The organism is Streptomyces sp. NPDC045678 (assembly GCF_056432085.1).
On record NZ_JBWKJS010000002.1, the window covers coordinates 77,656 to 90,704 of the forward strand.

9 protein-coding genes are annotated in these 13,049 nt (G+C 72.5%); 8 read left to right on the forward strand and 1 reads right to left on the reverse strand.

All coding sequences use genetic code 11. The annotated features are described in order from the left end of the window. Positions 1-37: 37 nt before the first annotated feature. From AC07DO_RS06955 to AC07DO_RS06990, 8 genes are all read left to right on the forward strand, one after another. Positions 38-1,246: an alpha/beta hydrolase family protein gene (locus AC07DO_RS06955; protein ID WP_479057620.1), complete on the forward strand. Its 1,209-nt coding sequence runs from the start codon at positions 38-40 to the stop codon at positions 1,244-1,246. 25 nt (positions 1,247-1,271) lie between these two features. Further along, complete coding sequence (locus AC07DO_RS06960) at positions 1,272-1,715, forward strand: GNAT family N-acetyltransferase (RefSeq protein WP_479057621.1); 444 nt, start codon at positions 1,272-1,274, stop codon at positions 1,713-1,715. 215 nt (positions 1,716-1,930) lie between these two features. Continuing rightward, positions 1,931-2,833, forward strand: coding sequence for a glycoside hydrolase family 16 protein (locus AC07DO_RS06965; RefSeq protein WP_479057622.1), 903 nt, complete (start codon positions 1,931-1,933; stop codon positions 2,831-2,833). 354 nt (positions 2,834-3,187) lie between these two features. Further along, positions 3,188-3,676, forward strand: coding sequence for a transglycosylase SLT domain-containing protein (locus tag AC07DO_RS06970; RefSeq protein ID WP_479057623.1), 489 nt, complete (start codon positions 3,188-3,190; stop codon positions 3,674-3,676). A gap of 52 nt (positions 3,677-3,728) precedes the next feature. Further along, a complete protein-coding gene (locus AC07DO_RS06975; protein ID WP_479057624.1) occupies positions 3,729-4,862 on the forward strand; it encodes an LCP family protein in 1,134 nt (377 codons plus the stop codon). A 165-nt stretch (positions 4,863-5,027) separates the two neighbouring features. Then, positions 5,028-6,620 carry a sigma-70 family RNA polymerase sigma factor gene (locus AC07DO_RS06980; RefSeq protein ID WP_479057625.1) on the forward strand — a complete coding sequence of 531 codons (1,593 nt, stop codon included), beginning with the start codon at positions 5,028-5,030 and terminating at the stop codon, positions 6,618-6,620. Between the two features lie 118 nt (positions 6,621-6,738). Then, positions 6,739-7,692, forward strand: coding sequence for a bis(hydroxyethyl) terephthalate hydrolase (bdeA, locus tag AC07DO_RS06985; RefSeq protein ID WP_479057626.1), 954 nt, complete (start codon positions 6,739-6,741; stop codon positions 7,690-7,692). 169 nt (positions 7,693-7,861) lie between these two features. After that, positions 7,862-10,453 carry a helix-turn-helix transcriptional regulator gene (locus AC07DO_RS06990; RefSeq protein ID WP_479058533.1) on the forward strand — a complete coding sequence of 864 codons (2,592 nt, stop codon included), beginning with the start codon at positions 7,862-7,864 and terminating at the stop codon, positions 10,451-10,453. A 279-nt stretch (positions 10,454-10,732) separates the two neighbouring features. Here the strand turns inward: AC07DO_RS06990 and AC07DO_RS06995 are convergent, their stop codons facing one another. Then, complete coding sequence (locus AC07DO_RS06995) at positions 10,733-12,688, reverse strand: ATP-binding cassette domain-containing protein (RefSeq protein WP_479057627.1); 1,956 nt, start codon at positions 12,686-12,688, stop codon at positions 10,733-10,735. Between the last annotated feature and the right edge of the window lie 361 nt (positions 12,689-13,049).

Here is a 13,049-nt window from a genome sequence, read left to right on the forward strand (position 1 = left end):
CGCGGCATCAACTGCTGCCGCACTAGCCTCCTTTGGCATGACAACTTCACGAAGCGCCGCGCGCGGACGCGCCCTTGCCACCGCCCTCGCCCTCTCTCTCGCCGTCCCCCTCGCGGGTGGCGCGACCGCCTTCGCGGCGGCGGACGGCTTCGGCCACGCCTCGGCGAGCGCCATGTCGCCGAGCGACAGGTCGACGGTGTCACTCCGGCTTCCGCGCCCCACCGGCCCGTACGCCGTCGGACGCGACACCCTGCACCTCGTCGACAAGAGCCGCCCCGACCCGTGGGTGCCGTCGGCGGGCGCACGTGAGCTGATGACGTCCGTGTACTACCCCGGACGGCACGGGGGCGGGCACCCCACCGCCTACACGTCGGAGGAGGAGGCGCGGCTCCTGCTGGAGTGGTGGAAGAAGGAGGACCTGCTCCCACCCGCCGTGTACGCCGGCACCCGTACCTACGCCCGCACCGGACTGCGGCCCGCGCCGGGACGGTTCCCGCTGATCGTGCTCTCCCCCGGGTTCACCGCTCCCCGTTCCACGCTGACGCACCTCGCCGAGGACCTGGCGAGCCGGGGCTTCGTCGTGGCCACCGTCGACCACGCCTACGAGTCCCTGGGTACGGCGTTTCCCGGCGGGCGCATTCTGACCTGTCAGGCCTGCGCCCCCGTCGACGAGCCGGGCGGTGGCGAGCTCGCCACCCAGGGGCGGGCCAAGGACATCTCGTACGTCATCGACCGGCTGACCGGCGGCAAGAACGCCTGGCGGCACGCCCGCATGATCGACGAGAAACGGATCGGCGCGGGCGGGCACTCCATCGGCGGGGCCGGCACGCTCGCCGCCATGACCACCGACCGCCGCGTGCGGGCCGGCATGAACATGGACGGTCACTTCTACACCCGCCCCACCGGGCTCGGCGGCCGCCCGTTCCTGATGATCGGCGCCGAGACCATCCATACGCCCGGCGTCGAGGACGGCAAGAACTGGGACGAGACCTGGGAGGGGATGAACGGCTGGAAGCGGTGGCTCACCGTCAAGGGCTCGGGGCACTTCACGTTCACCGACGTCCCCGTCCTCGCCGCGCAGGCGGGTGCGGTCGATCCCGAGGTGCCGCTGTCCGGTGAGCGTTCCGAACAGATCACCCGGGCCTACATCGGCGCGTTCTACGAGCAGCACCTGCGCGGCATCCCGCAGCCGCTGCTCGACGGGCCGACGCCGGGGAATCCCGAGGTGACGTTCCAGCGACGCTGACCGGCCCGCCGCTAGCATGTAATGCATGAGCGAGACAGCTGACCCTTACTCCGACCCTTACGAGCTGCGCGTGGAAGTGCCGTCCGTCGAGGCCTTCCGCCGTCTGCGCACCGACGCCGGCCTTTCCGACAGGGCACCCGAAGCCGTCGCGCTCGCCCTGCCGAACACCTGGCACGGCGTGGTGCTCCACCACGAGGGCGAGCCGATCGGCATGGGCCGGATCATCGGCGACGGCGGCACCGCGTTCCAGGTCGTCGACATCTGCGTCCACCCCGCTCACCAGGGGCGGGGGCTCGGCAGGCGCATCATGGCCGCGCTCACCGACGAACTGGAACGGCGCGCTCCCGCGACCGCGTACGTCTCGTTGATCGCCGACGGCCCCGCGCGCTTCCTGTACGAGAAGTTCGGCTTCGCCGACACCGCGACGCACGACTCGATCGGCATGTACCGCTCGATGCCGGCGCGCTGACGAAGGCGAGGTTGGTCCGCACCAACTCCTTGACGGGGCACGGGAGTCTGCCTTAAATCAAGTACTGAACGAAGTGAACGCGACGGATCGTGCGCCGCGTTCACTTCTCGACACTTGTTTGTCATGCGCATGGCTCAATGATGCGCATGACTTATTGATCCGCCCGTCATACGCCCACCCGCACGCACCCCACACCCCCCACGCGAAGCGATGTGATGACCGTGCCCACCTCTCTCAGTCGCCGCACCACACTCGGCGCGCTCGCCCTGGTCTGCGGCGCCGCAAGCCTCGGCGCACTGCCCACCGCCTCGGCAAAGAACGCGCCCCCGGCCGCCGCCCGCTCCGCCGCCGCTCCGGCGGCCGCCACGTTCACCGACGACTTCAACGGACCCGCCGGCGCGGCGGTCGACGGCAGCAAGTGGCAGATCGAGACCGGCGACAACGTCAACAACCACGAGCGGCAGTACTACACGTCGGGCAACAAGAACGCGGCCCTCGACGGCCGGGGCAACCTGGTCATCACCGCCCGCAAGGAGAACCCCGGCAACTACCAGTGCTGGTACGGCCGTTGCGAGTACACCTCGGCCCGGCTCAACACCTCCGGCAAGTTCACGAGCGCGTACGGGCACGTCGAGGCGCGGATGAAGGTGCCGCGCGGCCAGGGCATGTGGCCCGCGTTCTGGATGCTCGGCGCCGACATCGGCAATGTGGGCTGGCCCAACAGCGGCGAGATCGACGTGATGGAGAACGTCGGCTTCGAGCCGTCCACCGTCCACGGCACGCTGCACGGCCCCGGCTACTCGGGATCGGGCGGGATCGGCGCGGGATACACGCTGCCCGGCGGCGAGGCGTTCGCGGACAAGTTCCACACCTTCGCGGTGGACTGGTCGCCGAACAAGGTCACCTGGTCCGTGGACGGCAACATCTACCAGACCCGCACCCCGGCCGACCTCAACGGCAACAGGTGGGTCTTCGACAAGCCCTTCTTCCTCATCCTGAACCTCGCGGTCGGCGGGTACTGGCCCGGCGACCCCGACGGCAGCACGACCTTCCCCAAACAGCTGGTCGTCGACTACGTCCGCGTGACCGGCGGAAACGTGGCTCCGACCGGCAGCTGAGGCACACAGCGGCACGTCTTTCCGGCCCGAGCGGGGCCGGGAAGGCGGCCGCCCCCTGAGAGCGGTGACCCAGGCCACTTGGAGGGCTCCGCGGCTGTGAAGCCCCTCATAGGGGCCACGTCACATGCTAAGGACGGTAGTAGCCGCCCCGGGGCGTCCCCCCGGGCCTGGCCTCCGCGGGGCACGGTCGCCACCAGGGCTTCTTCGTAACGCGGTAGTACGTCACATGATTGCGCCCGACCCCGGGCGCCGCTAACCCTGGCTGAGTCTTCGGGACGCCCGGGACCACACATCAGGCACCAACGCCTGCTCGGTCCGGCGCCCCTCTCGTCCCCACCCAGGAGTTGCACCCGCATGTCCCTGACGCGCACCGCTCGCACCCGCAAGTTCTCCATCGCCGGCATCGCCACCGCGGGAGCGGCCGCCGCCGCCCTGACCCTCGTCCCCTCCCCCGCCCACGCCGCGGAGCCCGCGCAGGCCGCCGCTGCCGCGCCGCACGCCGCCGCGGGCGACAAGAAGTACCCCGAGAACCTCGACGGCTGGATCCGCGAGTCCCTCGACATCATGAAGTCCAAGGGCATCCCCGGCTCCTACGAGGGCCTGCACCGCAACATCATGCGTGAGTCCTCGGGCAACCCGAACGCGCAGAACGGCTGGGACGTGAACGCCCAGAACGGCACCCCGTCCAAGGGCCTGCTGCAGGTCATCCAGCCGACCTTCGACGCGTACCACGTCGCCGGCACCCCCAACAACCTGACCGACCCGGTCGCCAACATCACCGCGGCCGCCAACTACGCCGCCGACAAGTACGGCTCCATCGACAACGTCGACTCCGCGTACTGAGTCCCGGACCACTGAGTTTCCCGGACACCTGATTCGCGAGGAGAGGCAGCGCATGCCGCACGAGAGCCAGAACGAGCACCCGGCACACCCGGCGGACGGCCCCTCGGTGCCCGCCTACGGGCCCGCCCGGGTCCGCGGCTCGCGGCGCAAGCCCCGCAAGAAGGCCCTGCGGTACATCACGTGGGGCGCCCTGGGCCTGGTGCTCGCCGGTGGCGGAGGCGTCGCCTACGCCTGGCAGCACCTCAACGGCAACATCAAGGGCACGGACGTCGACGCGGCCCTCGGCCAGGACAGGCCCGCGGAGCAGCGGGACGGCTCGATGAACATCCTCCTGCTCGGATCCGACTCGCGGGCAGGGACCCACGGCCGGTACGGCACCGGTGTGAGCGGGGCCCGTGCCGACACGGCGATGGTCCTGCACGTCGACAAGACCCACCAGAAGGCCTCGGTCGTCAGCATCCCGCGCGACACGATGGTCGAGCGGCCCCGATGTGCGACGTCCCACGGCGCCGCCGCAGGCGCCCAGCAGGCCATGTTCAACTCGTCGTACCAGGTGGGAGGGCCCGCCTGCACCGTGAAGACGGTCGAGCAGATGTCGGGCCTGCGCATGGACCACTACCTCGAAGTCGACTTCAAGGGGTTCCAGAAGCTCATCGACGAGCTCGGCGGTGTGGACATCACCACCCACAAGGCCATCAAGGACCCCAACAGCGGTCTCTCGCTGACCGCGGGCAAGCACACGCTGAAGGGCGAGGACGCCCTGGCGCTCGTCCGCACCAGGCACGGTGTGGGTGACGGCAGCGACCTGGGCCGGATCCAGCTCCAGCAGGCCTTCATCAAGGCCCTGATCCACCGCGCCAACACCGTCGACCCGCTCGGCAGCCCCGCCAAGTCCTACGGCCTCGCGGACACCGCGACCAAGACGGTCAGCGCCGACTCCGGCCTCGCGTCGGCCGACAAGCTGCTCGGCCTGGCCAAGGAGCTGAAGGGCATCAGCCCCGGCGACACCGACATGGTGACGATGCCGGTCACGTACGACGCACAGGACGCGGGCCGGGTCCTGCCGCTCGACAAGGCGTCGCACCGGGTCTGGAACGCGCTGCGCCAGGACGAGCCGATACCGAAGTCCGCGACCGAGGAGTCGGTGGGCGACCGGACGGACTCGCCGGTCACGGCAGGTTCCTGAACCTCCACCTCATGTAGAGGGTCGGACTCCACTCGATACGGTCAGCAGACCGGGTTCGACAGAATCCGTGCACATTCTGTGCGCGATTTCTGTTATCGAGGCGGTCGCAGGGCGTCTCCCCTGTGTCGGAGGAGACAGGCCCCCCACGAAGAGAGTGGACACAGCGTGAGCAGCGAACGCCAAGTCGCGATGATCAGGGCAGCGCAGGACGGGAACCAGCGGGCGCAGGACGCGCTGGTGGCGGAGTACCTGCCGCTGGTCTACAACATCGTCGGACGGGCCCTGAACGGCCATGCGGACGTGGACGACGTGGTGCAGGAGACCATGCTCCGCGTCCTCGGCGGCCTGGACGGTCTGCGCGGCCCGGAGACCTTCCGCAGCTGGCTGGTCGCCATCACCATGAACCAGATACGCGGGCACTGGCGCGAGCGCGCCTCGGGTGCGATACCCGCCGGCGGCGGTCTCGCCGACGCGTACGACGTGGTGGACCCGGGCGCGGACTTCGTCGATCTGACCATCACGCGGCTCGGGCTCTCGGGGCAGCGCAGGGAGACCGCGGAGGCGACGCGCTGGCTGGACGAGGACGACCGGGCGCTGTTGTCGCTGTGGTGGCTGGAGTCCGCGGGCGAGCTCACGCGGCCGGAGGTCGCCGAGGCACTGGAGCTGTCCCCGCAGCACGCCGCGGTACGGGTGCAGCGCATGAAGGCCCAGCTGGAGACCGCGCGCGTGGTCGTACGCGCCCTGTCGGCCACCCCTCCGTGCGGAGGCCTCCAGCAGATCACCGCCGGCTGGGACGGGATCCCGTCGGCCCTGTGGCGCAAGCGGCTGGCCCGCCACGCCCGGGACTGCTCGGCCTGCGAGGGCCACTGGTCGAACCTGGTGCCCGCCGAGGGGCTGCTGGTGGGGCTGGGGCTCGTGCCGGTGGGCTCCGCGCTGGCGGGCCTGGTCGTGCCGCCCGATCTCGTCGAGGTCGGCTCGGCGTCCGCGGCGTACGGCGACGGTTCGTCCGCGCCGGTCTCCGCTCGGGCGCAGGCCCGCCGTGATCGCGCCAGACGTCGGCGTCGTACGACGGGAGTGGCCGCCGCGGTCGTGGCACTCGGCATCGGAGGCGCCGCGGTGCACCTCCTCACGGGCCCGGACGCGGACGAGAGCACGCCGTCCACCGCCGCCGCACCGGCCTCGCCCTCCACCCCGTCGGCCTCGGAGAGCGCCTCCCCCTCCGCCTCTCCCAAGCGCTCCGCGTCCCCCAGCGCCAAGCCGAAGCCGAGCAGGACGAAGAAGAAGGCGAAGCCCTCGCCGAGCCGCACCCCGGCCAAGCCGAAGCCGAAGCCCAGGCCCGAGACGCCCGATCCCGGGCCGGCGCCGCAGAAGCCGAGCGGCACGGCCGAGCAGGTCGTCGCCCTGGTGAACACCGAGCGTGCGAAGGCCGGCTGCGGTCCCGTCCGCTCCAACGGCAAGCTCGCCACGGCGGCGACCAAGCACTCCGCCGACATGGCGGCCCGTGACTACTTCGACCACACGAGCCCCGACGGCACGGACCCCGGAGACCGCATCACCGCGGCCGGCTACCGCTGGAGCACGTACGGCGAGAACATCGCCCGCGGCCAGCAGAGCCCGGCGGCGGTGATGGACTCCTGGATGAAGAGCCCCGGTCACAAGGCCAACATCCTCAACTGCGACTTCAAGGAGCTGGGCGTGGGCATCCACAACGGCTCCGGGGGCCCGTGGTGGACACAGGCCTTCGGCACGGCGCTCTGACAGCGGGGGCCGCGCGACGGCACCGGTGATTTCGCCGATGTCCGTACACCGTCATCAGCGCCACGGTGGGACCGCCAACGAAACGGCGGTCTCCACCAGGGCGCTCTCCTCTCTCCGCATGCCGCCCCCGCATGCTGCCCCGCGTGGTTCCCGCCACGACCGAGAGGACCCCTCCGTGCAGCTGCACGCCTTCTCCCGCCCCGTGGTGCGGGCCTGTCTCGCCGCCGCGGTCGCCACCGCGGGACTCCTCGGCACCGGCCTCGCGCCGGGAGCCCAGGCCGCCGCGGACAACCCCTACGAGCGCGGCCCCGACCCGACCGTGTCCAGCATCGAAGCACCGCGCGGCTCCTACGCCGTCTCGCAGACCACCGTCTCCTCACTCGGGGTCTCCGGGTTCGGCGGCGGCACCGTCTACTACCCGACGTCGACCTCCGACGGCACGTTCGGCGCGGTGGTCATCTCCCCGGGCTTCACCGCCTACCAGTCGAGCATCGCGTGGCTCGGGCCGCGGCTCGCCTCGCAGGGCTTCGTGGTCTTCACCATCGACACCCTCACCACCGTCGACCAGCCCGCCAGCCGGGGACGCCAGCTCCTCGCCGCCCTGGACTACCTGACCAAGTCGAGTTCGGTGCGCAACCGGGTCGACGCGTCCCGGCTCGGCGTGATGGGCCACTCGATGGGCGGCGGCGGCACGCTGGAGGCGGCCAAGAGCCGTACGTCGCTCAAGGCCGCGATCCCGCTGACCGGCTGGAACCTCGACACGACCTGGCCGGAGCTGCGGACGCCGACGCTGGTCGTGGGCGCGGACGGCGACACCGTCGCCCCGGTCTCCGGGCACTCCGAGCCGTTCTACCAGTCGCTGCCGGGCTCCCTGGACAAGGCGTACCTGGAGCTCAACAACGCGACCCACTTCACGCCGAACACGTCCAACACGACGATCGCGAAGTACAGCATTTCCTGGCTGAAGCGGTTCATCGACAGCGACACCCGCTACGAGCAGTTCCTCTGTCCGCTGCCGAAGCCGAGTCTCACGATCGAGGAGTACCGGGGCAACTGCCCGCACACCTCCTGACCCTGCCTCCCCGCGGGCGTCACGACGACCGCCGTCCGGTGCCGGGCGGCGGTCGTCCTGTGCCCGTGCACACCGTGGCGCGGGCGGCACTGGTGGCGTGCCCAGAGCCGCGGACGTGGGGCTTCCGGGTCGTGTTACGCGAAAGTAACGTGCGGGCGTGACCCTTCAGATGCCGCCCGAACTGTTCGGCCGCCGCGTGGAGATCGCTGCCGTGGAGTCCCTGGTGGGGCGCGTACGGGCCGGTCACGGCGGTGTGCTCGTGCTGACCGCGCCGCCCGGCCTCGGCCGTACCGCGCTGGTGGCGTACGCGCGGGGGATCTGCGGCCCGCTCCCGTCGGTGCAGCCGACCGTGCCGACCCGGTTCGTGGCCGAGGGCGCGGGGCCGCGGCTTGTCTGCGTCGACGACGTGCACCGTTGGGACCCCGCGTCCCGGGCCGCTCTCGCCGCGGACCTCCGCCGGATGCCCGGTCCGTCCCCTGTCGCCGTACTGCTCACTCTCGCGGAACACCGCGTCGGCGCCGACGAGCTCGCGGGCCTTGCGACGCTGCGGCTGGGACCGCTCGACGACGGAGCGGCCGCCGCGCTGCTCGACCGGCTCACCCTGGGCACCGCCGACCCGGTCGTCGGCGCCTGGCTGGTCCGCGAGGCCGCGGGGAACCCGCGCCTGCTCACCGCGCTCGTCGCCGCCCTCACCCCCGGCCAGCTGACCGGCCGCACCCCGCTGCCCGATCCCCTGCCCGGCGGCGAGGACCTCCTCGGCGACCACGCACTGCGCGTCGACGAGCTGCCCGACCCCGCACGCGACCTGCTGCTCCTCGCCGCGGCGGCCGGGGAGCACGAACCCGACGGCGCGGGCGCGGACCTCGCCCTGGTGCTGCGGGCCGGCGGCGTCCCCGCGGGGCTCACTCCCGCCGAAGCGGCCGGGATCGTCGTCAAGGCGGGCGGACGGCTGCATTTCACCCACCCTCTGCTGCGCAGGGCGGTGCTCCGACATGCCCCGCTCGCCCGCCGCAGAGCCGCTCACGTCCGCCTCGCCCGCGCCTGCCGCGACCGTCTCCCCCGCCTGATCCAGCTCGCCTGCGCGGCGGACGACCACAACACGCGGCTCGCCGCGTCGCTCGCCGACGCGGCGGCCGCGCACCAACCCCACGCCGAGCGCTCCGCCGCCCTCGCCCGCGCCGCGGCGCTCACCGCCGACACGGAGGCGCGTACCGACCGGCTCGCCGCGGCGGCGGAAGCGGCCCGCCTCGCCGGGGATCCCGTACGGGCCCGTGCGCTGCTGGCGCGGGCCGGCGACATCCCCGCGCACGGTGGGGTCCACCGGGTGCGCGGGCTGCTCGCCCTCGCCGACGGTCCGGCCGACGACGCCAGGGAGTCCCTGCTCACCGCCGCGGCGCTGCTCCCGCCCGCACGGGCGCGCCGTGCGCTCATCGGGGCGGCGGAGGCGGCGTGGGCGATGGGCGACGCGGCCGCCTACCTGGAGGCGATGAGGCGGTTGCCCGCGTGCGACGACGACCCGATGCTGGAGGCGTACCGCGCGGGGATGTGCGCGGTCCTCGAGGGCCGCACCGCCGAGGGCCACGCCCTGCTGCGCCGCTGCCTGGACGGTCTGCGCGGGGCGGGGCAGCCGGGAGAGGCCTGTGGGGCAGGCGTGCCCGGCGGGTTGTTGCGCGCCGGGGCGGCCGCCCTCGTGGTCGGCGAGGTCGAGACCGCCTGCGAGGCCGGGGCGCGGGCGCTCGCTGCCGTACGCGCCTACGGTCCCGAGGTCCTGCTGCCGCGCGCCCTGGAGCACCTGGCCTACGGAGAGCTGCGGGCGGGACGCCACACCGGCGCCCGTGCGCACGCTCTCGAAGGACTCAGGGCAGCGCATCGGATCGGTCAGCCCAACGTCGCCGTGTCGCTGCACGCCGTCCTCGCGCTCGCCGCGTCCGTGGAAGGGGATGCCGACGCCTGCGCCTCGCACGCGGCGGCCGTGGCGGCGGGCGCCGGGCCGCACGGTCTCACGCAGGCCGCCACCCTCGCCGTATGGGCCGTGGCCCGTACGGAACTCGCCGCGGGGCGTCCCGCCGACGCGGCGGCGCGGCTGGCCCCGCTGGTCGCCCCCGGGCCGCGGCGCGGTCACTTCGCCGTGCGCATGCTGGCCGTCCCCTGCTTCGTGGAGGCGGCCGTCCAAGTGGGGCGTGCGGCGGAGGCCCGGCGGGCCACCGAGGAGTTCACCCGCTGGACCGGGGCGACCGCCGACCGGCTCGCGTCGGCCCAGCTCGCGCGCTGCCGGGCCCTGTTGTCACCGGCCCAGCAGGCGGCCGCAGCCTACGAGAGCGCGGTCGCACACCACGACCGCCTGCCGGGCGAGTTCGAACGCGGCCGTACGCAGCTCCTGTACGGGCAGTGGCTGCGGCGCCGTCGCCGTACCCGCGAGGCGCGCGGGCCGCTGCGTGACGCGCTGGTCTGCTTCGAGCGGTGCGGGGCACGGGCCTGGGCGGACCGCAGCCGCGCCGAACTGCGTGCGGCGGGCGAGGCGGTCGCCGGGGAGCCGAGCCCCGGCCCGCTGGCGACGCTGACCCCGCAGCAGCAGCGCATCGCCCGGCATGTCGCGGAGGGCGCCACCAACCGGGAGGTCGCGGTGCGCCTCTCGGTGAGCCACCGCACCGTCGACCATCACCTGCGCAACGTGTTCGCTGCGCTCGGCGTACGGTCCCGCGTCGAGCTGTCGCGGCTGCTCGCCGGGGAGGGAGGGAGCGGCGTCGTCACCGTCGGGTGAGGGACCCCACGGTCCTCCTCGCCGACGAGGAGACCAGTGCCCTCGACGGGACCGGCGGTGAGACGAAGACGATTTGTGGCGGGAACGATCGGCGCGCTGTCCGGGATCGCGGGGGACGCACAGGGCCGTGCCGCCTGGATATCGGGGTGGAACCATCAGGATCGGAGTCGCAGTACGTAGGCTTCTGGTCGGTCGGCATGACCGGCCCGGTCCCGGGCAGCGAGGCGGGGCCGCGCCCGTTCCGCGTGGCCCCGCCTCCTCGATCACCTGATCTCGCGGTCAGCGATCCTGAGCCAGGGCGTACAGCTCACCCAGCAGACTTCCCTCCGTCGCGACGAGTTCCTCGAAAGAGCCCTGTTCCCGTACGGCCCCCTGGTCGAGGACGACGACGCGATCCGCCATGCGTACGTTGTCCAGGCGGTGCGTCACCACCACGGTGATCCGGCCGGGGGCCATGGCCCGCAGCTCCTGGAAGACCGTGTGCTCGCCACGGGCGTCCATCTCGCTGGTCGGCTCGTCCAGGACGAGCACACCGGGATCGCGGTACATGGCCCTGGCGCAGGCAAGGCGCTGCCACTGTCCCCCGGAGAGTTCGTGGCCGCCCCACACCGACCGCGCGAGGAGCGTGTCGAGGCCGCCGGGCAGGTCGCGCAGCGGCTTGGTCATGCCGACCCGTTCCACCGCGTCCCAGATGCGCGCGTCCCCGTACTCGCGGGGCTGGCCGAGGGTGATGTTCTCCCGGGCGGCGAGGGGCCAGTGCCCGTTCTTCTGCGGGACCAGGCCCACGTGCCGCCAGACCGACTCCGCGTCCGCGGTGGTCAGATCGGTGTCGTCCCACAGCACCTTGCCGTCGGTGGGCACGGTCAGGCCGGTGAGCATGCGGATCAGTGTCGACTTTCCGGCGCCGTTCTCCCCGACGAGTGCGACGACCTCACCCCGGTGGAGCGTGAGGGTGATGGGCCGCACGGCCGAGGTGTCCTTGCCCGGATAGGTGTACGAGGCGCCCTGGAGCCGGATCCGTTGCGGGGGTCCGGCCTGCGCGGTGCCGCGGGCCGTGGTCATGGCGCGGACCTCGTCGACGAAGTCGTGGTAGTCGGAGAGGTAGAGGCCGTGGTGGAACATCACCGTGCTGTATCTGATGATCGAGTTCAGGGCGCGGCCCGCTGTCTGGGAGGCGACCACCGCCGTACCCGCGATGGCCGTCGACATGGCGCCCGCGAGCACCAGCGCGGCCAGGGAGGCCCACATGCCGAGGGTGAACAGGCCGCCGAGCGAAGCCGCCAGCAGGGTGATCAGCAGATAGGGGCGGGCTCCCTCCAGTTCACGGCCTTCGACGCGGTCGCACATGGCGCGGTACCAGAAGTGCAGGTAGCCGCGCATCGTGTTGGCCCGCAGCTCGTCGGCGAGCTCGGCCGTGGTCAGCCACCAGCGCATCATCCCGCGCACGGTGCGGGCGGAGACCGTCCGGTCGTGGACGCGGTAGTCGACCCGTGCCGCGATCACGCCGCCCATACCGCGGGGCACGACGGAGAGCAGCAGCACGCCGAGCAGCAGCGGGTGCAGGGAGGTGAGCACGGTCGCCGCGGACAGGAGCTGGATGAGGCCGTTCGTGAGGGTCTTGGCGTCGTCGGCGAGGTCGACGGCGCGCATGGCGCCGATCTCCGCGGCCTTGCTCCGGTCCCCGAAGCCCTTCGCGTCGTACGCGGCGAGCTCGGCCCGCATGTGCAGGTCGACGAGGGTGAGGTCGACGGCCGAGGCGATCTTCGGGTTGAGCCTCCGGGTCGCCCAGTCGGCGAGGATCCACATCGCGGCGCCGGTGGCCATGGCGACCACGGCGACGGTCAGCGCGGGCCACGCGTGCGTGAGGCCTTCGCGTGGGTCGGAGCCCATCAGTTGCGGCAGGGCCCGTGCGACGGCGGCGAGCATCACCGCGGTGCCGAGGCCGGAGAACAGCTGGCACACGATGACCGTGAGGGCCATGCGGCGGTCGACCGTCCAGGCCAGTCGGGCGGTCTGGAGCAGCGCCGCGGGGATGCGGCGGGCCATGTCGCGCAGGGTCGCGTCGTCCATGGCGTGCCGGTGCGTGCGGCCGTCGTAGTCGAGCTCAGGTGGTTCGGACGGCTGCGGAACCGCCGTGCGGGCGGCGGGGACGGAGGCGCCGGGGTTGCCCGGCGCGCTCTTCGCAGCGGCCCCGGACGACGTCCCGGCCGCTGCTTTCGTGGTCCTCTTCCTCATGCCCCCCACCCCGCTGACGGTCGTGATGCGGATGCGAACAGGGCGCGGCGTACGTCGACGGGCCGCCGGAACGCGGTGGCCGCGACGGCCTGGGCGGGAGGATTCTCGAACACGGGGCGAAGGGCGGTCAGCACGCGGACGGGATTCACGGGTTCTCCTCGGTGGCGGTGAATGAAAACGACACCGCCACAACGCTGCTGATCCCGATGCCGATACGGGCAGTGGCGGGCGACTGGCCGAGTACGAGTTCGACACCGCGGCCGCGGAAGAGCCCGCGGAAATAGTGCCGGGTCCACGACGCGGCAAGGCGCCAGGAACCCCCCTGGGTGCCCCTCTGGTGGATTTGAACGGAATCGGAGCA